This window comes from Kribbella sp. NPDC026611 (assembly GCF_040638345.1).
Taxonomy (GTDB): Bacteria; Actinomycetota; Actinomycetes; order Propionibacteriales; family Kribbellaceae; genus Kribbella.
This window is the reverse complement of the sequence record NZ_JBEZYC010000001.1, coordinates 217,712-239,420: the sequence shown is the minus strand read 5'-3', so window position 1 is coordinate 239,420 and position 21,709 is coordinate 217,712. Positions and strand designations below refer to the sequence as shown.

The 21,709-nt window shown below is 68.1% G+C and carries 18 protein-coding genes and 9 tRNA genes; 13 read left to right on the top strand and 14 right to left on the bottom strand.

What is annotated here, in order from left to right; translation table 11 throughout:
* Window positions 1–144 precede the first annotated feature (144 nt).
* Complete coding sequence (locus AB0E69_RS01210; protein WP_360137574.1) at window positions 145–2,040, top strand: heparinase II/III family protein; 1,896 nt, start codon at window positions 145–147, stop codon at window positions 2,038–2,040.
* A 74-nt stretch (window positions 2,041–2,114) separates the two neighbouring features.
* Here AB0E69_RS01210 and AB0E69_RS01205 read toward each other — a convergent pair whose 3' ends face one another.
* Window positions 2,115–2,699: a DUF664 domain-containing protein gene (locus tag AB0E69_RS01205; RefSeq protein WP_360137571.1), complete on the bottom strand. Its 585-nt coding sequence runs from the start codon at window positions 2,697–2,699 to the stop codon at window positions 2,115–2,117.
* 99 nt (window positions 2,700–2,798) lie between these two features.
* Here AB0E69_RS01205 and AB0E69_RS01200 point away from each other — a divergent pair, with 99 nt between their 5' ends.
* Together AB0E69_RS01200 and AB0E69_RS01195 are read left to right on the top strand one after the other, a co-directional pair.
* The gene (locus AB0E69_RS01200; protein ID WP_360137568.1) at window positions 2,799–3,284 is read left to right on the top strand and encodes a GNAT family N-acetyltransferase; all 486 of its coding nucleotides are present in this window, start codon (window positions 2,799–2,801) and stop codon (window positions 3,282–3,284) included.
* Between the two features lie 96 nt (window positions 3,285–3,380).
* Complete coding sequence (locus tag AB0E69_RS01195) at window positions 3,381–3,749, top strand: YciI family protein (protein ID WP_360137565.1); 369 nt, start codon at window positions 3,381–3,383, stop codon at window positions 3,747–3,749.
* Window positions 3,750–3,795: 46 nt separating this feature from the next.
* On the opposite strand, the gene AB0E69_RS01190 is transcribed toward AB0E69_RS01195, so the two are convergent.
* From AB0E69_RS01190 to AB0E69_RS01165, 6 genes are all read right to left on the bottom strand, one after another.
* Window positions 3,796–4,182 (bottom strand): VOC family protein, encoded by a 387-nt coding sequence (locus AB0E69_RS01190; protein ID WP_360137562.1) that lies wholly within the window; start codon window positions 4,180–4,182, stop codon window positions 3,796–3,798.
* A 106-nt stretch (window positions 4,183–4,288) separates the two neighbouring features.
* Window positions 4,289–5,407, bottom strand: coding sequence for a phosphotransferase (locus tag AB0E69_RS01185; RefSeq protein WP_360137559.1), 1,119 nt, complete (start codon window positions 5,405–5,407; stop codon window positions 4,289–4,291).
* 229 nt (window positions 5,408–5,636) lie between these two features.
* On the bottom strand, window positions 5,637–6,260 hold the full coding sequence (locus tag AB0E69_RS01180) for a hypothetical protein (RefSeq protein WP_360137556.1): 624 nt from the start codon (window positions 6,258–6,260) through the stop codon (window positions 5,637–5,639).
* 91 nt (window positions 6,261–6,351) lie between these two features.
* Window positions 6,352–6,765, bottom strand: coding sequence for a VOC family protein (locus tag AB0E69_RS01175; protein ID WP_360137553.1), 414 nt, complete (start codon window positions 6,763–6,765; stop codon window positions 6,352–6,354).
* A 153-nt stretch (window positions 6,766–6,918) separates the two neighbouring features.
* Window positions 6,919–7,443, bottom strand: coding sequence for an ester cyclase (locus tag AB0E69_RS01170; protein ID WP_360137550.1), 525 nt, complete (start codon window positions 7,441–7,443; stop codon window positions 6,919–6,921).
* 132 nt (window positions 7,444–7,575) lie between these two features.
* Window positions 7,576–7,651 (bottom strand) — tRNA-Thr (locus tag AB0E69_RS01165).
* Between the two features lie 311 nt (window positions 7,652–7,962).
* Here AB0E69_RS01165 and AB0E69_RS01160 point away from each other — a divergent pair.
* From AB0E69_RS01160 to AB0E69_RS01115, 10 genes are all read left to right on the top strand, one after another.
* Window positions 7,963–8,109 carry a hypothetical protein gene (locus tag AB0E69_RS01160; protein ID WP_360137547.1) on the top strand — a complete coding sequence of 49 codons (147 nt, stop codon included), beginning with the start codon at window positions 7,963–7,965 and terminating at the stop codon, window positions 8,107–8,109.
* Window positions 8,110–8,255: 146 nt separating this feature from the next.
* Window positions 8,256–8,326: transfer RNA gene (locus tag AB0E69_RS01155), tRNA-Pro, on the top strand.
* A 94-nt stretch (window positions 8,327–8,420) separates the two neighbouring features.
* Window positions 8,421–8,495, top strand: a tRNA-Arg gene (locus AB0E69_RS01150).
* A gap of 2 nt (window positions 8,496–8,497) precedes the next feature.
* A tRNA-His gene (locus tag AB0E69_RS01145) sits at window positions 8,498–8,571 on the top strand.
* A 77-nt stretch (window positions 8,572–8,648) separates the two neighbouring features.
* Window positions 8,649–8,722 (top strand) — tRNA-Leu (locus AB0E69_RS01140).
* Between the two features lie 83 nt (window positions 8,723–8,805).
* Window positions 8,806–9,252: an HNH endonuclease gene (locus tag AB0E69_RS01135; RefSeq protein ID WP_360137544.1), complete on the top strand. Its 447-nt coding sequence runs from the start codon at window positions 8,806–8,808 to the stop codon at window positions 9,250–9,252.
* A gap of 34 nt (window positions 9,253–9,286) precedes the next feature.
* Window positions 9,287–9,359 (top strand) — tRNA-Gln (locus tag AB0E69_RS01130).
* Window positions 9,360–9,384: 25 nt separating this feature from the next.
* A tRNA-Ser gene (locus AB0E69_RS01125) sits at window positions 9,385–9,477 on the top strand.
* A 249-nt stretch (window positions 9,478–9,726) separates the two neighbouring features.
* Window positions 9,727–9,814: transfer RNA gene (locus tag AB0E69_RS01120), tRNA-Ser, on the top strand.
* Window positions 9,815–9,848: 34 nt separating this feature from the next.
* Window positions 9,849–9,931: transfer RNA gene (locus AB0E69_RS01115), tRNA-Tyr, on the top strand.
* Window positions 9,932–11,019: 1,088 nt separating this feature from the next.
* Here the strand turns inward: AB0E69_RS01115 and AB0E69_RS01110 are convergent.
* The 7 genes from AB0E69_RS01110 to AB0E69_RS01080 all read right to left on the bottom strand — a co-directional run bounded on the left by AB0E69_RS01110 (window position 11,020) and on the right by AB0E69_RS01080 (window position 21,626).
* Complete coding sequence (locus AB0E69_RS01110; protein ID WP_360137541.1) at window positions 11,020–12,393, bottom strand: FAD-linked oxidase C-terminal domain-containing protein; 1,374 nt, start codon at window positions 12,391–12,393, stop codon at window positions 11,020–11,022.
* The gene (locus tag AB0E69_RS01105) at window positions 12,390–13,256 is read right to left on the bottom strand and encodes a hypothetical protein (protein WP_360137539.1); all 867 of its coding nucleotides are present in this window, start codon (window positions 13,254–13,256) and stop codon (window positions 12,390–12,392) included. The genes AB0E69_RS01110 and AB0E69_RS01105 overlap by 4 nt, the downstream gene beginning before the upstream one ends.
* Window positions 13,253–14,461 (bottom strand): DUF2088 domain-containing protein, encoded by a 1,209-nt coding sequence (locus tag AB0E69_RS01100; RefSeq protein WP_360137536.1) that lies wholly within the window; start codon window positions 14,459–14,461, stop codon window positions 13,253–13,255. The genes AB0E69_RS01105 and AB0E69_RS01100 overlap by 4 nt, the downstream gene beginning before the upstream one ends.
* Before the next feature lie 179 nt (window positions 14,462–14,640).
* Complete coding sequence (locus AB0E69_RS01095; protein ID WP_360137533.1) at window positions 14,641–16,494, bottom strand: IlvD/Edd family dehydratase; 1,854 nt, start codon at window positions 16,492–16,494, stop codon at window positions 14,641–14,643.
* Window positions 16,491–17,939, bottom strand: a complete 1,449-nt coding sequence (locus AB0E69_RS01090) for an aldehyde dehydrogenase (NADP(+)) (protein WP_360137530.1) — start codon at window positions 17,937–17,939, stop codon at window positions 16,491–16,493. Before AB0E69_RS01090 ends, AB0E69_RS01095 begins: the two co-directional genes overlap by 4 nt.
* A 67-nt stretch (window positions 17,940–18,006) precedes the next feature.
* Entirely contained in the window at window positions 18,007–18,900 is an 894-nt protein-coding gene (locus AB0E69_RS01085) for a fumarylacetoacetate hydrolase family protein (protein ID WP_360137527.1), read from the bottom strand.
* An 11-nt stretch (window positions 18,901–18,911) separates the two neighbouring features.
* The gene (locus tag AB0E69_RS01080; RefSeq protein ID WP_360137524.1) at window positions 18,912–21,626 is read right to left on the bottom strand and encodes a UxaA family hydrolase; all 2,715 of its coding nucleotides are present in this window, start codon (window positions 21,624–21,626) and stop codon (window positions 18,912–18,914) included.
* Window positions 21,627–21,709: the final 83 nt, after the last annotated feature.

The following is a 21,709-nucleotide window of genomic DNA, read 5'->3' as shown; positions in this document are numbered from 1 at the left end:
AGAAGCAGTTAGGTGCCGGACGCAACATCTGCCGGTCCGGCGAACTCTCAGGACACCACTTCTGATCGGCTCCCGGGCACACCTCGGTCCAAATTCAGGTCTATGCCAGAACGACACGCTGCGGCGTGTGGGGGGAGAACCAAGATGCCCGCGAGACATCTGCGCACGAAATGGAGGCCCTTGCGGCTGGGGATCGCAGCGGTCGCGAGCCTCGCCGTACTGGGGACGGCCCTGGTGGTCCCGTGGGGCGGATCCGAGCCGGAGGCCGCCGCGGACCCGACCGTCGCCCGTACGCCGGAACCGCCGACGCCGCCGCCCGCGCCGAAGAAGCTGAACACGTATAGCTGCTCCGGATACAGCGGCATCGACTCGATCAACCCGTTGGCGAACCTGTACCAGGACAAGTTCACCTGGGGTACGACACCGGCGTACCAGGTCGGCAACGGCAAGGGGAACGTCAACTGGCGGTTGAATCCTTCCAAGAACCCGAGCTGGTACATGTGGCTGCACTCGCTGCGCTGGCTCGGCCAGGGAATCACCGCCGGCGCTCAGGGCGACCAGCGGGCCTTGAAACGTGTCAGCACGATCGCGCACGACTGGGTGATCGACAACCCGTACTCGTGGAAGTCCGACGTCGGTGCCTACGAGTCGACGATGCATCGCACCAATGTGCTGATCTGCTTGCGTCAGGCAATCATGTCGGGCCTGAAGACGCCGCGACTGCCGCGGGAGTACGCGTGGCTGGACAAGGCGCTGCAGGAGCACGCGTGGTTCCTGCAGAAGAACTGGAGCGGTGACTGGAACCACGGCACCGACGAGAGCCTGGCGCTGTTCGGCGTCGGCTGCACCCTTGGCCGGAGTGACCTCAAGCAGGTCGCGGTCACCCGCCTGACGGGTGCGATCAAGACCTCGATCGACACGCAGGGCTCGACGAACGAGCAGTCGACGGCGTACGCACAGTTCAACTACGCGCTCTGGGGACGGGTGATCGACGCGCTCGAGAAGTGCGGGGTCGATGCCGGTACGACGATCCGCGCGCGGCGGCGCGAGCTCGCGAAGTGGCTGGCGCTGGCGACGAACTCGCTCGGGAACCTGCCGCAGTTGGGTGACTCGGAGGTCGTGCGCACGTTCCCGGTCCCGGGGACGGTGCTGGAGTACGCCGGGACGCTCGGGGTGAGCGGGATCCGGCCGACGCAGCGGGTCGGAATCTTCGACGCCGGGTACATCTTCGGGCGGACCGGGTGGGGCGAGACGCGGCCGTTCACGCAGGAGTCGACGTACAGCATCCGCTTCGGGCCGGCGCGGAAGCTGCACGGGCACGAGGACCACACGTCGGTCACGTACACGTCGCACGGGCGGGACGTCCTGATCGACGGCGGGCACTCGGGGTACAAGTTTGACGACTGGCGGAGCTGGGCGAAGAGCCAGTTCGCCCACAACGAACTGACGGTCGCGTCGACGGCGGGCGACCACCCGGAGACGCGTTTGGTGCGGTCGTCGATCGGTACGACGTCGGAGTACTACGAGCTCGCGGACACGCTCGGCGCCGGGATCTCGCGGACGCGGGACGTGCTGGTGCTGAAGGACCCGGATCTGATGCTGGTGCTGGACCGGGGCCGGTCGGGGACGTCGCAGCAGTATGAAACGTTGTGGCACCTGCCGTCGGATCAGAAGGTGGTTGTCTCGGGCAACGATCGCGCGGTGGCGGCGAAGGCCGGCGACCGGGTGAAGACGACGTTGCTGCAGATCCCGTTCCAGCAGGCGACGGCGCCGATCTCGGTGGTGACCGGACAGCAGGGGCCGGTGCAGGGGTGGCACTACCGGACGATCGACCAGCGGAACCCGGCGTCGGTGGTGAAGTTCAGCCGGAACGGGCAGGACGCGACGATCCTGTCGGCGATCGTGCCGACGCGGACGAACGCGGCGGTCTCGTACACGACGTCGTACCAGGGTTCCCGGCTGATCGTGAACCTGAAGGTCGACGGCGCGACGACGGTGATCGGCATCGCGGCCGACGGGACGTTGCAACGTATCAAGTAGGCGGCCGGCGGCCGGGGCTGGGCGTCGGAGTCTGCTGTCAGCGCGCCGACAGCAGACGGCCCGGCGGTTCGCGCTCAGCTCGTCTTGGCTCCGATCGGTTGCCAGTCGCGCGGCGGATCCTCGCCGACGCGGCCGTCGACGGCCTCGCGGATGAGGTCGGCATGGCCGGTGTGGCGGCCGTACTCCTCGACCAGGTCGAAGAGCAGGCGACGCAGGCTGGCGTGCTGCCCGTCCGGCCAACTGATGTGCGCCGGCTGCTCCAGCCCACCGTCCGCGACCGCCGCCGCGACGACTGCCCGCGACCGCGCGACCGCGTCGTCCCAGAGCGCGTAGAGCTCCTCCGGCGTGTTGTCGACGGCGGAGTCGAACTCGTAGTCGTTGTCGTCCCGCCACCCGTTGGTGAGCCACGGCCCGCTCATCGGCTCACCCTTGAACTTGATCGAGAACATGTAGTCCTCGTTCGCCGCGAGATGCTTGAGCAGGCCGCCGAGCGTGATCGTCGACTTCCCGATCCGCGTGTTCAGCCCGTCCGCGTCGAGCCCGTCCACCTTGTACCGGAACGTCGTCCGCAACCGGTCCAGCGCCCCCACCAGATGCTCAACCTCAGACCCCGCCACCGGCGGCTCCCAAGGAGCCGCCACCCACTGAGTGTCAGTCATAACCCCACCGTAAAACCCATTCCGGACACTCCCCTTCCGGAACAACCCGCCAACTAAACTCGGTGGCGAGGCGGGTCGGGCGACCGTACCGTGCGCTAGGTGGCCAGCTACGACATCGTGCTCCGGTTGACGGTCCGGGACCTGCGCGTCGAGGACCTGCCCACGCTCGGCGAGTCGCCCACCAAGGTGGTGTCGATGGAGGGGGAGCTGGCGCGCGCCCGGCGCGGGGAGGTCGACTATCTCGCGGTGTGTACGCCGTCCGACCGTCCGGTGGCGTACGGCGCCGTCGACTACACGAAGCCGGCGGGCGGAGCGACCCTTTACCAACTGACGGTTCTCGAGCCGCTCCAGTCGTGCGGTATCGGCACCATCCTGATCCACGCACTTGAGGACCGGATCCGCGCACGAGGACTCCGGATGGCCGAGCTGGGCGTGGACGACGCGAGCCCACGTCCGCAACGCCTGTACGAGCGCCTCGGATACGCCGTGAGCGGCACCGAGCTCGGGTCCTGGGACGTCGACGCGCCCGACGGCTCCGTCACGCGGTACGAAACGACCATCACCCTGCTCCGGAAAGCGCTCTAGCTGAGAAACTTCTGCAGGGCTGTCGGATTCGGGTTGGGGCGTTCGTTGCAGGGGTGAGAGGCGGCCGGGGTGGCCGTCGGGACAAGGAGTGGTGAGATGGCGCGGTACCTGATCTCGTTCAACAACGGCACGATGGACATCCCCGAGGGGGACCTGCCCGACGTGGCCAAGGCGGCGCGCGCAGTGGTCCAGGAGACGATGGACGCGGGCGTGTACGTCTTCTCTGGCGGCCTGCCGCTGAACGTGGAGTACGACGTGGTCGACACCGACGGGAGCATCACCGACGGCCCGTACCCGGAGAGCAAGGAACACATCGGCGGCTTCCTCATCGTCGAGGCCTCCACCCGCGCCGAAGCCGTCGAATGGGCCAAGAAGACCGCATCCGCCTGCCGCTGCCCTCAAGACGTCCGAGAGTTCCTCCCCGACCCCTTCGTAGAAGCCTGGACCGCCCACAAGACCCGCTAGCCGGCCAAACCACCTGACCTGGGGTTTGCTGTCTTTCGCCCCCGGGTCAGGTGGTCTGGACGACCTGGATCAGGTGCCCAGCAGGGTCCTCGACCCAAGCAATGAGGAGCCGACCGAGCCACGGCCGCGGCCCCTTGACGGGCGTAGCACCGACTTCCTGAAGCCGCTTGTACGCGGCGGGGGTGTCCGCAGTCCAGAGGATGACCGCAGCCCGCTGCCCCGCCGCAACCGGATCCAGCCCGTGGTCACGACGCGTCGACTCCTCGGTCGCCAACCCAATGCGGTAACCATCCAGGACGAGATCCAGATGAATAGGCGGCCCCTCAGCCGGAGTACGAAACACCTCCGCAAACCCAAGCTCCTGATAGAACCGGCCGGCCCGCTCAACGTCCTGACAGAACAGAACAACCTGCGGCCTCCCAAACAGCCCCACATCACACCTCCACTACAGACCCGCCGACGTCAGCCAGCTTCCGAGCTCGCGGCAGTGTTGGCCACAGGCCGCGAGCTCGTGTCGCAGAGCGGGAGCAGCGCGCGAGTCAACCTCGCAATGACGCGATTGCTTGAGCGGCTAGGCGTTGGGCGTGCTCGGGGCGCGCGATCCAGCCGATCCATCCCTCGTCCATCTTCGGGGTGGACCCGTTGCGCACGGCCTCTCGGTAGTCCAGGCACGCCAGCCACAGCGGTCGCATGGCCAGTACGCCGGGCAGCCGGTCGAGCTCCTCGTCGGTGAGCTGGATGTGCTCGCGGTACCCGCGCGCGACCGCGTCGATGCCCTCCCGGTCGCCCTCCCCTGCGGTCGTCAGCAGCCAGGCGAGGGCGGGCAGGCGTGGTCCGCGGCCAGATCCTGCCCAGCCGACGATGGCGAGGTCGCCCGGCCGGCCGACGGCCGCCCACGCGTGGTAGTTCCCGTGGGTGAACGCCTCGGGCAGGCCCTCCGCGTCGTCGGCGTGCTCGACCTGGTCACGCAGCCACTCGAACATCTCGCGACCCTCGGGAGCGACGGCATCCTCGACGCTCACCAGGAAGCTCATCGCCGCCGCGAGATCCTGCTTGGGCCGTCCCACGAAGAAGGCGCCGTCATGCTCCTCCGCCCCTCCGTCTCGGGCGACCGCACCGCCGGCGGCGGGCAGTTTGTGCAGGCGGCCGAGCAGGCTCGCCAGCTCGTGAAGCACCGCCGGCGACTGGGCCGGCCGTCCGCCCTCGACGTACTCGGTCACGATCACGCCGCTGCCGTCGAGCACCGATACGGGACTGTCGTGCGCGGGCCGCTCGGCGGGGAAGTCGTGCAAGGCCAGGAACCGCAGGATCTCCGCATCGCCCTCGACGCGGCCGACGGTGTCCGCCGCCGACGAGAAGACTCGCGCGATCCAGGGCGAGCCGTCCTCTCGCTTGACGACCAGCGTCCAGGGGTAGTGGCCGATCCAGGATCCGAGCGGACGCGTCTCGGGGTCATCGTCGATGGGTGCGATCGAGGTGATGCGAATGCCGTATCGCGTCTCGAGGTGCGCCCTCAGCTCCGCGAACTCGACGGGGCGAGTACGCGCGAACGGCGACGTACGGCCCTTCTCCAACGCGGCCCGGGCCTCGGTGTACCGCAGTCCGGTCGCTTGTGCCCGCTGACGTACTGCGCGCTTGAAACTGCCCTCTTTGGTCATGACAAGCCTCCTCGACGTGCCCCATTCCCCCAGCGAAGCGGCACACGAAACAGGCTTGGACAGCAGCAGCCTTGAGGGCAGAATCCCCTTCACCTTCTCGAGACCCCAGCTGGGGCAGGACCTCACGAGGCTGGGCGTCGGCAACGCCGTCCCCCGATCGTGCCGGGCCCAGACAACCATGTCAACCACAGCTTCGAGCCTGTCGCGGATCAGCTGGTGTACAAGCCGGCTAGGACTCTGCTGGAGTTGGTTCGCCCGCGATCGCTTGAGCTGGTTGTGCCATGTCCTCGCGCTTTCTCAACCACGGCTGCTGCCATTTGTACTGAGCGCACAACTCGTCGAACGGCAGACTGGCGGCGTCGTAGTACTTCGCGGACTTGTACAGGTCGTTCAGCCGCGTCCCCAGAATCTCGAGCGCCGTCAGATCGGTCGCCGGTAGGCCCATGTCACGGCGGGCAGCCAGGACGAAGTCAGCGTAGATACGAAGCGAGAGCTCGGCGGGAGGATCGTGGAAAGCCGACTGCATGAAGTTGCGGTACGTCCGCACCGCCTCGTCGGAACCATAGATGCCGATCCACAGTGCGAACTCGCTGACTTTCTCAACGCTGAACTCGTTCTCAGGATTCTTCTTGCCACTGGCGACAAAGGCCTCGCCAAGCATCGCGATCATGGGCCTGTAGACCTCATACTTCTTGTCCGCAAGCCTTGCCTCGAGGTCGCGGAGACGTTGCGTCTCAATCTCGACGACACGCGCCCGCTTCGCGAATCGACCCGCGATGACGGCCGCCGTGATAGCTGCTACGGCGGGCAGCCCGGACACCATCGTTGTAACCCACCACGGCGCAGTGTTCACAGCTCCCCCATTGCAAGCATTCAGCGGTCAGCCCGACACGCAAGCCGACCAACGATCGCAGATCTGGGGTCCTGTTCCTAGCGCTCGCCGCCTACTGGTCGGGCTTGGACCAGGTGGGGCCCTGATCGGTCCAGGTGACGCCCTTGTTGCGGCAGAGGCAGAAGGGGTGGCCGACGGGGTCGGCGTAGATGCGGAAACCGTAGCCGTCGGGATCGCTGCAGTCCCGCGCCAGCGTCGCTCCGAGCGCCAGGATGCGGCGCTCTTCGGCCTCGATGTCGTCGACTTCGAAGTCGAGGTGGTACTGCTTGGGGTGCTCGGGGTCGGGCCACTGCGGGGCGCGGTAGTCCTCCACCGGGACGAAGGCCAGTTCGATCTCGCCGAACCGGATACCGGCCCAGTTCTCGTTACTGCCCTCCTTGACCGCGACCCCCACCACCTCAGAGTAGAAGGCCGCCAGCTTCATCGCGTCCGGGCAATCAATGATGAAGTCCGTTAGTCGCAGCATCCCGCGATGATGCCACGAGCCAGACTTTGGTCCAGGCCCTGGTCGGCGCGGATCGCGTGTTGAGCAGCTAGCAGGCCCGGGCGGCCCCGGTCCCCCTGATTTGCTCTCCCGCGGGACCGCCCTGTTGTGCCGGCGAAGCGGTGATGCTGCCGCCTAGCCTGCCGGCGTCCCGGCCGCCACGCTGGAAGGTGCCGGGAGAACTCCCAACTGGTTCAGCCAGCTGAACTGGTCGAGGATGTTCCAGTGCTCGACGATCCGCCCGTCACGCACGCGCATGATGTCGACGTACTGGAACGTCACGCGCCTGCCCGTCGCCGGAACGCCGGCGAACTCCCCGGCGTTGGTACCCGACATCGTCTTCTTGGTCACGACCTTGTCGCCCTCGGCAATCATGTCGTCGATGGTGAACGTCGCGTCGGGGTAAGCCTGGGCGAACGCCTGCAGAAACACCTTGCCCCCTTCCCGATCCGCCGGGACACCCGGCGGACTGCTGAGGTTGACGAACTCCGGATCGTTGAGTTCGTCGTAGACACCGAAGTCCTTCCCGTTCTGAACTTCCTCGACAAACCGCCTGATCACGGCCTTGTTCCGCTCGACCTGATCGCGCTCTTCCATGCCTGTCACCACCTCGAACCCGCGGCGCCGCCCACCGACGCCGACAACACCCAGCGTCGCCACCCACCCTTCCCGCCCACCAGAGACCCCCTTCCCGCCCACCCGGGAATCCACGCCTCACCTGCGCAGGGTCACCGAGGCTGGAACGACAGAACCCCCAGCCTCAGAGACTGACCTCTGACCTGGGGGTTCGCGTGGAGCCGCCTGTCGGAATCGAACCGACGACCTTCTCATTACGAGTGAGACGCTCTGCCGACTGAGCTAAGGCGGCGTGGTACCGAGGCAAGAGTGTAGCGGGAGGTGGGGGGTGATTCCGAATCGGATTCGCGGGCCGGGCGGTGGGGTGGTTCAGGTCACGCTGCGGTTGGGCGAGGACCGGGCGGCGGGGCGCGTGGTGGGGAAGCGTCGGACGGGATGCGCGGGAGGCCGGCGGGCAGGGAAGGGGAACCGGCGGCGGGGCGACGTACGTCGTACGGGTGGGAAAGAATGGGGTGGGAACAAATGGGATCGGAAATGCGTTGACTTCATTGGACGTATGCCGGAGACTAATTCCCGCAAGGACCAAGAGACCTAGGAGACATCGTGACCCGCAGGCCCGACCCGAAGACTGCATGGCGGCGTAACGCCATGTGTTTGTCGGCGTGCGTGCGATCCGGGCACGAAGACAACTTCTACTACCACCAGCTCGGCATCGAGCTGAGCCTGACCAGCGGCGGCCCGCCTGGCTGATCTCCACATGGAGGGATCTCCAGGAGCCGTCTGAGTCGGGCAACCGGCCGTCAGGCGGCTCTTTTCTTTTGCCCGCCACGGGCAATTCTCACGGTATTCACGGATACCGGCACGCACAATTGACAATTACACAGTCATGCTATTTACCAGCTGTTGGCGAGAGTGGCGCCCCGCATTTGGGATGCGGAGATCGGGGGTTCGAGTCCCTCCAGCTGGACCCGGCGCCCGCGGAATGCTTGCTACCGGCCGAGCGGGCGCCACGTACGTGCCCTGCGCCGGAAATCCGCACCACATCCGGCGCAGGGCACCGAACGCCCGTGGCTCAACCGGGAGAGAGCGCCTGCCTACGAAGCAGGAGGGTGCAGGTTCAAGTCCTGCCGGGCGTGCTGTGTCCGAGGCCGAAGCGGTCGAGGCACCGGGACGTGGCCCCGGAGGAAGCGGGTTCGAGTCCCGCCGGGCACCCGCAGTACACCTGGCAGCACCCGCAGTACCGGCCGCAACACCCGCAGTACAGCGCAGGACCCCGCAGTACCCCGCAAGCGGCTCTGGCCCAATTGGTAGAGGCGCCTGGCTTAGGACCAGGAGGTTCAGGGTTCGAGTCCCTGGGGCCGCACGCGACGACCGACACCGAGATCGATTGGGATCACCCGACCTGGCGAGGCCCGGTCGGGCACACTGGAAGGGAGGAGGAACCACATGAGCGGTGTGATCGTCCTGAACGCCTCGTACGAGCAACTGCAGGTCGTGTCGATCCCGCACGCGATCCGGATGCTCGTCCGCGAGGTCGCCGTCGTCGAGGAGGCGCACGACGGCGCGAGCATCGGACCGTTCCCCCTCCCCCGCGTACTGCGTCTGGTCCGGTACGTCGTGATGAAGTGGCGCTACGCCTCCGGCCGGCTGCAGTACACCCGGGCCGGCGTATTGAAACGTGACAAGTACCTGTGTGCGTACTGCGGTAAGCCCGGCGCGTCGACCATGGACCACGTCGTACCACGATCACGCGGTGGACGCGGCGAATGGCTGAACGCCGTCGCTGCACATGCCGCCTGCAACGAGAAGAAGGGCTCGCGTACGCCGGAAGAGGCCGGGATGCCGCTGTTGTGGCAACCGTGGATTCCTTCCCGTGCCGAGATAGCGCTCTGAAACGACACAATCCCGGTGTCGCGGACGAGCGCGATGCCAGGTGGGCGCCGGCGACCCACCCTCGGCTCTGACCCGAGGCCCCGCAGGTTCGACTCCTGCCCTGGCAGCTGTACGCCGTCGCGATGACGGCTTGGCAGAGTAAGCCGAGCTTCGGCCTAACGGCAACCGTCTCGAAAACGGTCTGTCCCTCAACGGGGCGTCAGGGTTCAAGACCCTGCTCTGCCGCTCGAAGGCGCCACCGCCGCGCCGACACGCTGGCCGTGCTCCTGCCGAGCAAGGGCGCAGCCTCGGGCCGGACAGCCAGCTCGAGCGAGACGCGCCCCTTGCCGTCGAGGGTTCCCGAGTGTGTGCCGTCCGTCTGGAGCAACCCAACCGCGTATGCGGCATCCGGTCGCTCCAGGTCCTCGAACATGAGAGAAGTCAATCATTGAGCAGAAGGTCCTGCCGTGGTCAGGGGACATGGCAGGACCTTCGGGTGGGATCCGCCTGTTGGTAGGGGCAGCGGTTTGCTAAACCGTGGTCGGCTTCGGTTGGCTCGCGAGTTCGAATCTCGCTCTCACCGCTGGGTGGCCGGGAAGGACCGGTCACCCTGCCAAGCAGGGGCGCCGTCGTGGGAGAGGCGGGGTGGGCTGTAAACCCATTGCCTTGTGCTGAGCGGGTTCGAATCCCGCCTCCTGCACCGACCTGGGGCTAGTAGAGGCCCTGGGCAAATATATATGAGAGGAGGACCGGCCATGGCCGACCTCAGGAACAGAAAGCGAGTGCCTGGCGGCAGGTCCGGTGCTCCGGTCAAGCAGGGTCATGCACTCCGTCGCGTACTGCTCGCCTGCGGGCACGTGCAGCGCGACCGGATCGCCCACCCGGGCGATCACGTCTGGTGCGAATCCGACTGCTCCGACTGGACCCGCGTCGTGTCAGTCGAGGAATAACTCCCGATGGCGTGCCGGATCACCCGGTACGCCGTGCCCGGTACCCCACGCTCGGTACGCGGCCCTCGGTACGCCGTGCTCGCACCCCGCCCTCGTACGCCGTGCTCGGTACGCGAGGCCCGTACGCGAGGCCCGTACGCGGTGCTGGTGCGCGGCCCTCGGTACGCCGTGCTCGTCTGCGGCGCTCGTACACCGCGCACGTACGCCGGACTCGGACGCCGCCTTTGTAGACGGTGGTTGTACGCGGCACCTGTACGCGGTGTTTGTACGCGGGACTCGCACACGGGACTCATAAACCGGCCTCGTACGCGGGACTCGTTCGCCGCTCTCGCGTGCCGCGCAAGTACGCCGCCACCTGATGGGGTGGCGGCGTACTTGTGTTAACCCCCTGGTGACGGAATCACGTCGGGCTCTCCGAAGGCTTGGCTCCTGGTTCGACTCCGGGCAGGGGGACTCGAGGGTGGGGTCGAAGTGCGTGGAGAGTGTGAGTGGCGACGCGCCTCGGGTGGAGAGGATGTGGAGGTGGAGGTTGGAAGGGGCGACCGGCGCTGCGAGCGGGAGGTGTCGGCGGTGGCCGATGGTTGTGCCGGTGGCTTGCTCGGTCCACTTGCCGTTGGTGAATCCGTCCACTGCGATGGACTCGACTGTTTTCCGGACTCGATGTCTTCGCGGAGGTCCACGACGTTGATGGTCGCCGACAGCTGCAGGTCGACGTCGTAGATCCCGGTCCCCCACTCCAGATCCGCGTACGTATTGATCCAGAAGTGCACGAAAGCAGTCAGCTCCTGCCGCTGCCAAGCCACCTGCAGCGCCGAGGGCCGGAGCGCGGACGGCGCGATCACAGCAGGACTTTTCCTGGGTTCAGTAGATTGAAAGGATCAAATGCGGCCTTGACCCGGCGGTGTAGCTCCAGGCCGACCGGGCCGAGCTCGTTCTCCAGCATGCGTGCTTTCAGCGTTCCGATTCCGTGTTCGCCGGTGATCGTCCCGCCCAGCGACAGGCCGAGCTCCATCACCGCGTTGAAAGCTTCCAACGCCCGCGCTTCGGCCGCCGGATCATCCCGCTCGAACACCACGGTCGGGTGCATGTTCCCGTCGCCAACGTGCCCAGGGCAACAAATCAGCACGGAGTACTTCGCTCCGATCTCGGCAACCCCACGCAGCAACGCGACCAGCTGCGACCGCGGTACGGCGACATCGTCGATCAGCGTCATCCCGAGCGGCTCCAGCGAGGCGTTCACCAACCGGCGCGCCTCGAGCAGCATCCGCGACTCCTCGGCGTCCGACGCCTCGGCAACATCCACAGCGCCGTGCTCAGCACAGATCGCCGCGATCCGTCCCACGTCCTCCGCCGCCCGCGGCCCGCGGTCGGACTGCGCGATCACCATCGATCCGGCATCCGCCGGCAACCCCATGTCCCGATAGTCCTGGATCGCCCGCAACGTCGGCTGGTCCAAGAACTCCAGCAGCGACGGCCGCAACCCGGACGCCATCACCGCAAACGCCGCCGCGATCCCGTCCTCGATCGACCGGAACGTCGCCGCCGCCGTCAGCGCAGCCTCCGGCGCGGGCCGCAGCGCCAACGTCGCCTCGGTCACCACGCCCAGCGTGCCCTCAGACCCGACCATCAACCGCGTCAGGTCGTACCCAGCGACGCCCTTCGCCGACCGCCGACCGGTCCGCACGACCTCACCCGAGGCGAGCACGACTTCCAGACCGCGGACAAAGTCCGACGTCACGCCGTACTTCACGCAGCACAACCCGCCCGCGTTGGTCGCGATGTTGCCGCCGATCGTGGACATCTCCCACGAGGACGGATCCGGCGGGTAGAACAAGCCTTGGTCCAGGACGGCCCGCGACAAGTCGGCGTTCACCACCCCCGGCTGGACCACCGCGACCTGGTCCTCGGCCGAGATCTCCAGGATCTGGTTGAGCCGCGACGTCGACAGCAGCAAACAGCCGTCGATCGCATTGGCAGCGCCGGACAGCCCGGTCCGCGCCCCTTGCGTGACCACCGGCACGCGCGCCGACGACGCGGCCCGCAGGACCGCCTGTACCTCGGAGGTACTCGATGGCCGCACCAACGCCAGCGGTACTCCGGCCGTGCAGAACGTCGCGTGGTCGTTGCGATGGCTGTCCAGTATGTCGGGATCGTCGACGACCACCGCGTCGCCGAGCTCCGATCGCAGCTGCGCGACCAGCGAGTCGGTCATGCCTCGTCCTGTTCGGCCAGCAGCCGAAGGATGAGCTCCGCCCGCCGCACGCGCTCCCGTCCGAGAGCCTCCGCCGTACCCATCAGATGAGCGCCGACCGGATAGATGTTCGGCGAGTTCCGCAGACCCATCTTCAGATACACCGGTGCCGCCACGCGCACGATCTCCGGTACGTCGTAGAACCGCACGTGGCCACCCTGGTCCTCGGGCACCTCGATGTACATGTCGATCGGCACCGTCGTCACCGACCGGATCTCCGCCAGCACCGGCACCGGGAGGTCCGTTGAAACGTTCAAACTGGTCGCGCCCAGCCGCTCGTACAGCCGGGCGGTCGGTGCGTTGGGCAACGGCATCAGCACCGAGGTCTTGAGCACCAGATCCGACGGCAGCGAGCCGTCGACCTTCAACGCGCCGAGGAGCTCGAGTACGCCGATGTCGCCGACCAGCAGACTCCGTACGCCGAGCTCGACCGCGCGGAACGCGTCACACAACGACGCCGCGACCTGATCGTTGCCGCGCGCAACCCCACCGACCGCTGCCGAAACCTTGGCCTGACCACCGATGTCCCACGCGCCGCGCGGCCCGAGGAATAAACAGACCTCGACCCCGGCCCCCGATCCGAGCGACAGCATTTCCTCGATCTCGCCGTCGGTCAGCATCATCACGCCGCTGCCCTGCGAGACGCGGTCGATGGTGATGCCGCGCGCCTTCGCCTCCTCGAGCACCGCAGCCATCACCCGCGGCCCCTCACAGGACGGGATCTCCACCTTGTACGGCGACCCGTCGGGGAAGGTCCGCGCCGAGTCCGCGCCGGGCCGGAAGCCGCGGTCGGCGAGCAGGGCCCGTGCTTCGCGTAGGTTCATCGGTCACTCCAAGCTCCGAGCTGCCCGGCCGACGTCAGGTCGCGCGCCGTACCGGTGATCTCCAGGTCGAACCGCTCCGCGGCCTCGGCCAGCAACGCGGGTGTCACCATCAATTCATGCGGGGTCAGCGTGTCGCGGATCCGGGCCAGCCGAAGCTCGGACCAGTCGCGCCGGCCACACATCGTGACGGCGGCGAGTACGGCGGACTCGTCGTCCTCCATCACCATCGGCAACCGGGAACGGCGCGCACCGCCGGCGCCTGAGGTGAGGGCGTTGACGTAGCTGACCTGGAGGTCGATCTGCTCCAGGATCCGCGCCGGGATGACGTCGGCGAGGCCCAGGCCGGAGGCGTTTCCATGAGACGCCGGGGTCAGGGAGTGGACGCTGATCGCCGCGATCGAGGGCGACTCGAACTCGGGGATGCCGTGGACCCAGCACCTACCGATGACGTTGGTGTCCATGCCGGCGCCGGACTTGTCCTTGCCCAGTGCATCGACTACGAGGACGTCCAGCTCGTCGAAGGGCAGGCGGCCGAGCAGGCCGGAAGCCCTTTGTTGCAGGGCGTTCTCCGCGGCTTCTGCGATGCCGGATGCTTCGAGGAGTTCGACTGCGGCGGTCTGATCCTCGGCGTTCTCGAGGATCGCGAGGCCACCGAGGACTTTGCCCTGCGCAACGATCATCCGGGCCGCGGCTTCGATGTTGGCGCCGAGCGACGGGATGCCGCCGGCGTGCAGCGAGGCGGCGCCGACGTGGTTGCCGAGGCCGATCGCGAGGATCTTGGCGACCCCGCTCTCGATCGGGCCGCGGAAGTCGGTGTGCGGTTTGACACGATTCACCAGCAGGATGCCGTCGGCGTCGGCGGCGAGCTTGTCGTGGTGGATCTGGGTACCGTCGTCGAGCTTGCCGACGACAACCGTCTCCATGGTCGCTTCGATGGGACAGCCAACGGATTCGGGGGTGATACCGAGCCCTTCGAGCATCTCTACCTGGCCGTCCGCGGTCGCTCCCCCGTGCGACCCCATCGCCGGCGTCACGAACGGCGCAGCACCCGCGGCCCGAAGCCAGTCGACCGCCGCACGCACGACCGGCACCAGATCACGGATGCCACGACTCCCGGCAGTCACCGCGATCCGCGCCCCCGGCTGGATCCGCCCTCGGAGCGGCTCGAGCGCCGCCAGCGCGTCGGCGTACGGGTCCTTCGACACCGGTAGATCGGTGAGGATCCGCCGAATCGGCGTTACCTGCGGAAGCGTGCCCTCCGGCCGAAGCCCCCGAACCGCCTCGAACGGTCCCCACGACCGCCTCGCTCCGCTCGGCGGGGAAGAGGAGGTGGCGGCGTCGGGCCTGCTGCCATCAGGAGTGGCGCCGTGCGTGTCGGCAGGCATCAGTGACTCTGTCTGGCGACGGTCGAGCCGGTGCGGCCGATGAGGAAGTCGAGGTCGCAGCCCTGGTTGGCCTGAGTTACGTGGTCCACGTAGAGGCGGGCCCAGCCGCGGTCGGTTGGGGGAGCGGGAGGTTGCCAGTCGGCTCGCCGCTTCTCCAGCTCCTCGTCGGAGACGTCCAGGTGCAGGCGGCGGGCGGCTACGTCGAGTTCGATCCAGTCGCCCGTGCGGACCAGGGCAAGCGGTCCGCCGACAGCTGCTTCCGGGGTGACGTGGAGTACGACGGTGCCGTACGCCGTGCCGCTCATCCGCGCGTCCGAGATCCGTACCATGTCGTCGACGCCGATCTCCGCCAGCTTGCGCGGGATCGTCATGTTGCCGACCTCCGGCATCCCCGGGTACCCGCGCGGCCCCGAGTTCTGCAGCACGAGCACCGTGTCCTCGTCGACATCCAGGTCCGGATCGTCGACCGCCTTGTCATACTCCTCGATGCTGCTGAAGACCAGCGCCTTCCCGCGGTGCTGCATGAAACGTTCCGATGCCGCCGACTGCTTGATCACAGCGCCGTCCGGCGCCAGGTTCCCCTTCAGGACCGCCGTACCCGCGCCGCTCCCCAGCGGGTCGCCAACCGGTCGAATCACCGCAGCACCCGGCTCGTCTTCCCGGCCGCGCCAGTCGGTCCGCTCCGCGCGCGCGACGTTCTCGCCGATGGTCTTGCCTGTGACGGTGATCGCGTCAGCCTTCAGCAGAGGCAGGATCTCGCGAAGCACCGCCGGCAGACCACCCGCGTAGTAGAAGTCCTCCATCAGGTACCGACCGGACGGCTGCAGGTCGACCAGCCACGGTACGCCGCGCGCCCACTCGTCCATGTCGTCCAGCGTGAGCTCGACCCCGACCCGGCCGGCAATCGCGAGCAGGTGGATGACAGCGTTGGTCGACCCACCGATCGCCGCGTTGGCCCGCACCGCGTTGGCGAACGCGTCGCGGGTGAGGATGTCGCTCGGCTTCAAGTCTTCGTGAACCATCTGCACGATCCGCTGCCCGGCCTGCTGCGCGATCGAGTACCGCCGCGAGTCGACGGCAGGAATGGCCGCCGATCCCGTCAGCTGAAGCCCCAGCGCCTCGGCCATGCAGGCCATCGTCGACGCCGTACCCATCGTCATGCAGTGCCCGTTGCTCCGGGACATGCCGGACTCGGCGGCCGCGTAATCCTCCTCGGACATCCGCCCGGCGTTGCGGTCCTGGGTGAACCGCCAGACCGCCGTACCGGATCCGATGTCGCAGCCGCGGAACTTCCCGTTCAGCATCGGCCCGCCGGTCACCACTAGCGTCGGCAGGTCAACGCTCGCGGCGCCCATGATCGAGCCGGGCGTGGTCTTGTCGCAACCGGTCAGCAGTACGGCGCCGTCGATCGGGTTGCCGCGCAGCGACTCCTCGACGTCCATGCTGAGCAGGTTGCGGAACAGCATTGCCGTCGGCCGCAGCATCGTTTCACCGAGTGACATCACCGGGAACTCGAGCGGGAACCCGCCGGCCTGCCACACCCCGCGCTTGACCGACTCGGCCAGCCGCCGCAGGTGGGCGTTGCACGGGGTGAGCTCGGACCAGGTGTTGCAGATGCCGATCACCGGCCGCCCGTCGAACACCTCCTCGGTGAATCCCTGCGCCCGCATCCAGGACCGGTGGATGAATCCGTTCCGGTCCTTCTCGCCGAACCAGTGGTCGAAGCTGCGCCGCCCGATCGGCGCCTCGGGGCGACCGCTACCGGTGGTCTTCTCCGGCGTCGGCTCGCCTGTCGACGGCGGTACGTCGAGATCTGCGTCGACCGGGTCGTTGGTCGGCGGTAGGTCAGTCATCGCGACACCTCACCTGTGGTCACGGTCCCGTTCACCCGGCGGCTGATACCGGCCGGGTTCGAATCCTTGAGTACGTCGGGCAGCACCGCGTCGGGCGTGTCCTGATACGCGACCGGGCGCTGGAACCGGCGGGCCGCGGTCACCCCGACGCTGGTATGAATCGATCCAACGGTCGACGGGAACGGGCCGCCGTGGTGCTGGGCCCAGGAGACAGCGACTCCGGTCGGCCAGCCGTTCCACAGCACTCGGCCTGCCCGCGCGGTCAGCAGCGGCAGCAGCTCCCGCGCCAACGGAGCGTCCGTCTGCTCCGCGTGCAGCGTCGCGGTCAGGTTGCCCTCGAAGGCTTCGACGGCCTGTACGAGCTGCTCGATACCGTCGTACTCGACCACGATGGAGACCGGGCCGAAGCACTCCTCGAGGATCTCGTCGCGGCGGGCGAGCAACTCACGGACCGACGTCTGCAGCAGCGTCGCGCCGCCGGACGACCAGACGCGGAGGCCTTCGACCTTCTCCAGCCGGTCGAGACCGGAGCTGAAGCCTTGCTTGATCCGGTCGTTGAGCATCGGGGCTTCGGCGACACCGCCGACCGCCTCGATCAGCTGCTCCCGCAGGCCGTGTCCCACCGGCAGGAAGAGCAGGCCGGGCTTGGTACAGAACTGGCCGACGCCGAGTGTGAACGAGCCGACGTACCCGCTCGCGATCTCCTTGCCGCGGGCATCGACCGCGGCCTGCGTGACGAACACTGGGTTGAGGCTGCCGAGCTCGCCGTAGAACGGGATCGGCTCCGGACGCGTGACCGCGATCTCGTGCAGCGCCTTTCCGGCCGGCACCGATCCGGTGAAGCCGGCGGCGGTGATCCGCGGGTCTTTCAGCGCGGTCACACCGACATCGAAGCCAGTGATCAGCCCGAACGATCCAGCTGGGGCGCCCGCCGCTTGTAACGCTTCAATCATGATCGAGGCCGTCCGCTCGGACAGCTCCGGGTGACCTGGGTGAGCCTTGACGATCACCGGGCACCCGACCGCGAGCGCGGACGCCGAGTCACCGCCGCACACGCTGAAGGCGAACGGGAAGTTGCTCGCGGCGAACACCAGCACCGGTCCGAGCGGGACGAGCACGCGCCGGAGGTCCGGCCGGGGCACCGGCTTGGCCTGGGCGTCGGCAGTGTCGATCACGACCTCGAGCAACGAACCCTCTTCGAGGACGTCGGCGAACATCCGAAGCTGTCCGGTACTGCGGGCAACCTCGCCGCGCAGCCGTGGTTCCGGGAGCGACGTCTCGCGTATCGCGATCGGCACCAGCTCGTCCGCGGCCGCGTCCAGCGCATCGGCGACCGCCCGGATCCACCCGGCCCGGACCGCGGGCTCGGCGGCCCCCAGCGCCGGAGCGGCCGCCGTCGCGGCGGCGAGCGCCTGCTCGAGCTGGGCGGGCGTGGTGTCGGTCATCGCGTGTCCTCCAGGTTGTCAGCGGCGAGAAAGGCGAACGGCTCCCGGCCGGAGCCGGTGTCCGGAGTCATCGCTTCCCCTCCAGGTTGTCGTCGGCGAGGAACGCAAACGGTTCCCGGCCGGTGGCGACGGTATTCGTCAGGGTTCCGACCTCTTCGATGGTGATCGTGATGACGTCACCCTCCGCGAGCGCGAAGTCCAGCTCCGGCACGATCCCGGTGCCGGTCGCGAGGATCACGCCGTCGGGGAAGTCGTTCGGCAGGAACAGCACGTCGATCAGGTCCTGGAGCTCGCGCACCAGCTTCGCGGTCGACGTCGTACCGGTGAAGACCTCGTCGCCGCCGCGGCGGATGACCAGGTCGATGTTCAGGTCCTTCGGATCCGCGACCTCCCAGACCGGACGGATCCCGGCGGCGAGCGCGCAGCCGCCGACGAAGAGTTTGGCCTGCGGGACGTACAGCGGGTTGACGCCCTCGATCGAGCGCGAGCTCATGTCGTTGCAGACTGTGAACCCGACGATCTCACCGTGGCTGTTGGCGACGACCGCGAGCTCGGGCTCGGGTACGTCGTGGCCCGAGTCGGACCGGATGCCGACCGGCTCGCCGTCGACCACGACCCGCCAGGCGGGCGCCTTCTGGAACAGCTCCGGTCGCGCGGCCGAGTAGACCTTGTCGTAAACGGACTGCTCGGTGCTCTCCTCCATCCGCGCACCCCGCGACCGCTCGTAGGTGACGCCCGCGCACCAGACCTCGCCACGGCCGTCGAGCGGCGGCAGGTACTTGAGATCCGCGGCCACTTCCTCCTCGCCGACCTTGCTGACGGCCTCCTGCAGCTCGCTGAGGGGCAGCCGGAGCAGCTCGGCGAAGGTGTTGATGCCGGCGAGTGGGGCCACCGTATCGCCGCTGCGAACGCCGGGAACCGGTCGACCGTCGATCGGAGAGATGTAGCGAACCAGGTGCATCTTGGAACCTTTCACATCGAGGTGCCGAGCAGACCGCGGGTGATCTGGAAACCTACGTTGCCAGAAGCAACTGCCTTGGGGACGAGCTGGCGACTGGCGACGGCCGCGATGGTGTCGATCCCGGTCCGCGCCTGGTCGGCCGCGTCGCCGGTGGCGACCGCGTCGAGGTCGTCGCCGTACGTCGCGACCGTCTCGGGATCGTTGCTGAACTCAACGACCGGGACGAATCGTTGGGCCGACAAAGTGCCACCGGCAACATGCGCGAGGATCTGCTGTACGCCGGACGCCCCGAACCCGGTCGCCGTCTCCATCCAGTCGGTCCCCGGCATCCGCATCACGTGCCAGCCCGGCGCCTCGAACCGCTGCCCGTGCGCGATCGTCGGTCCGACCTCGGCTGCCGATCCGAAGGCCGCCGTACGGAAGCCGTCGTGCTGGAGCAGCGCGCCCCGCGAGGAGAGTACGACGGAGCCACCGGAGCCGACGATCTCCCGACCGACCAGGCCAAGCGCCTCGGCGGTCTGGTTGCTCAACCGGCCGCGCGCTTCGAGGCCGACGGTGAGCGCGCCGAGGTTGCCGCGCTGCTCGACCGGGGTCTTCAGGTCGAAGCTGCTGAACCAGTCCTTGACCCTGCCGCCGACGGCCTCCAGACCGCCATCCGCCTGGATGCTGGCCCAACCGAACCGGGCCGGATCCGCGCCGGCCTCGACCAGCCGCGAGCGGAAGTAGTCGTTGTGGGTCTTCTCGCAGCCGTGCTCGAGGAGGAGCGCCATCCGCGTGTTCGGGTGCAGGAGGTAGCCGAGCATGATCCGGGCGAAGGTCTCCTCGGACGCGCCGCCGCTGCTGCCGCAGCCTTCGGTGTGCGGGAGGGCGACCATTCGGGTGACCGCGTCACCGGCCCATTTCTCCACCTCGGCCTGGGCCGCGAGCCGCAGCGCGATCTGGCCCGAGCACAGGCTGGTCGGCAGGATCAGCCCGACCGCCTCGGGTACCTGCCGGCCGTCGACGCCGAGCAGACGCGCCGCTGTCCGGGTGTCGGAGGTGAGACCCGGAAGCGGTTGGCCGTCGAGCGGAGCGTCGCGGTCCTCGGCCGGGAGGTCGGTGAGCCGGCGGCTCATCCGGCCGTCGGTGGCGATCGAGATGCCCTCGCGTGGTCCGACCTGCTTCCAGTTCCGCCAGATCGAGACCTGGCTGTGGCCGGCGCGCTCGCCCGCGGTGCGTTCGCCGGACGCCACCCGGACGGTCAGCTGGAACGTTTCAGCGGTGAGCTCGGCCATCGGTGTACCGGTCAGGTACTTCCCGGCGTCGACGTCCATCTCGGCGTGCAACCTTTCAAACCGCGCGCTCGTCGTGACGAACTTGAGCGTCGGCACGAACGGGAAGTTGGTGATCGAGCCGTTCCCGGTGGTGAAGAAGATCAGGTTGCAGCCGCTGCCGATCTGGCCGGCCACGGACTCGAGGTCGTTGCCGGGGCTGTCCATGAAGACGTAGCCGGTGCCGGGCAGCGGTTCGCCGTACTCGATGACGTGGTCGAGACGGACCTCGCGCGGGAGCTTGCGGGCCGCGCCGATCGACTTGAGCACGATGTTGTAGAGACCGCGGTACACGTTGCCGCCGGACGGGTTGCCTTCGGCCGTGTGCCCGTGCCAGCCGACGCGCTCTTTGAACGATTTAATGACGCTGAGGAAGCGCTTGGCCGTGGCGAGGTCGCGGACGTTGTTCAGGACGTACGGCTCGGCGCCGATCAGCTCGTCGGTCTCGGCGAGTACTGCGGTGCCGCCGTGGCGGATCAGCTCGGCGCTAACCTGACCGGCGAGCGGATTGGCGGAGATCCCGGAGAACGCGTCCGAGCCGCCGCACTGCAGGGCGATCCGGAGATCGGCGAGCGGAACCTCTTCGCGTTGCTGGGCGTCGACGATCGGCAACCACGGCTCGACCAGGGCGCCGGCCGTGGTCAGGTCGTGCTCGAAACCGGCCGAACGGGTGAAGAACGCGTGCGGGACCGTGATCGACGGGTAGTCGTGCTCGGCCATGAAGTCCTGGATCGCCCGGCCGGAGACGACATCGCCGTCGGTGTCGACGATCAGGACCGCGCCGACGTTCGGGTTCAGGGTGAAGCCGGCCAGGGTGGCGAGCAGGAAGTGCAGGTTGTTCGGGACCTCGTCCTCGCCGCCCTCGGTGTGCGCGACGGGTACGACGCCATCGCCGGCAGCCGCGCCGTCGAAGCGGCGGGCGAGCTCGGTGACGAAGCCGGAGCTGCGCGAACTGGTGGCCATCAGGACGACGTGGTTGCGGGTGCCGGCCGGGCCTTGTTCGCGGGGGTAGCCGAGGAAGGTGCCGGGCTGCTCGACGCCGGCGACCTGCTGGCCGAAGTGCAGCGCGTTCTCGTCGAGCTCGTACGGATCGAGGGGCTCGTTGGTCGCAGACGGCTCGGTCGGGAGACCTTCGACTCCGCGGGCGGTGACCGCGGCGAGGCTGGTCGGCGTACAAACGTAGTCGCCGGGTTCGAGATCGCGAGAGGCGCGGGCGAACGGGGTGTTCCAGGAGGTCAGGGCGGCGCCGGTCGGGATCGGGGTGACCACGAAGCGGTGCCCTTCGAGCACGGTGTGGGGCAGCGTGATCGTCGTACCGTCGAGCTCGAGTTCGGTGCCGGCCTCGAGCCGGCGGGAGGCGATCGCGACGTTGTCGCCGGGCTCCGGCCGGACCCCGATCTGTTCGAACCTCACCATCGTTCGCGCCTTCCCATAGCTAGCTCGGGCGGAAATCGTGCATGATGCATGATTACCAGTGTCACCCTGCCGAAACCAGACCG

Excerpts from the sequence above, each read along its gene's own strand:
- AB0E69_RS01210 (WP_360137574.1), top strand. The coding sequence starts at position 145 with ATGCCCGCGAGACATCTGCGCACGAAATGGAGGCCCTTGCGGCTGGGG.
- AB0E69_RS01205 (WP_360137571.1), bottom strand. The coding sequence starts at position 2,699 with ATGACTGACACTCAGTGGGTGGCGGCTCCTTGGGAGCCGCCGGTGGCG.
- AB0E69_RS01195 (WP_360137565.1), top strand. The coding sequence starts at position 3,381 with ATGGCGCGGTACCTGATCTCGTTCAACAACGGCACGATGGACATCCCC.
- AB0E69_RS01185 (WP_360137559.1), bottom strand. The coding sequence starts at position 5,407 with ATGACCAAAGAGGGCAGTTTCAAGCGCGCAGTACGTCAGCGGGCACAA.
- AB0E69_RS01175 (WP_360137553.1), bottom strand. The coding sequence starts at position 6,765 with ATGCTGCGACTAACGGACTTCATCATTGATTGCCCGGACGCGATGAAG.
- AB0E69_RS01135 (WP_360137544.1), top strand. The coding sequence starts at position 8,806 with ATGAGCGGTGTGATCGTCCTGAACGCCTCGTACGAGCAACTGCAGGTC.
- AB0E69_RS01110 (WP_360137541.1), bottom strand. The coding sequence starts at position 12,393 with ATGACCGACTCGCTGGTCGCGCAGCTGCGATCGGAGCTCGGCGACGCG.
- AB0E69_RS01105 (WP_360137539.1), bottom strand. The coding sequence starts at position 13,256 with ATGAACCTACGCGAAGCACGGGCCCTGCTCGCCGACCGCGGCTTCCGG.
- AB0E69_RS01095 (WP_360137533.1), bottom strand. The coding sequence starts at position 16,494 with ATGACTGACCTACCGCCGACCAACGACCCGGTCGACGCAGATCTCGAC.
- AB0E69_RS01090 (WP_360137530.1), bottom strand. The coding sequence starts at position 17,939 with ATGACCGACACCACGCCCGCCCAGCTCGAGCAGGCGCTCGCCGCCGCG.
- AB0E69_RS01085 (WP_360137527.1), bottom strand. The coding sequence starts at position 18,900 with ATGCACCTGGTTCGCTACATCTCTCCGATCGACGGTCGACCGGTTCCC.
- AB0E69_RS01080 (WP_360137524.1), bottom strand. The coding sequence starts at position 21,626 with ATGGTGAGGTTCGAACAGATCGGGGTCCGGCCGGAGCCCGGCGACAAC.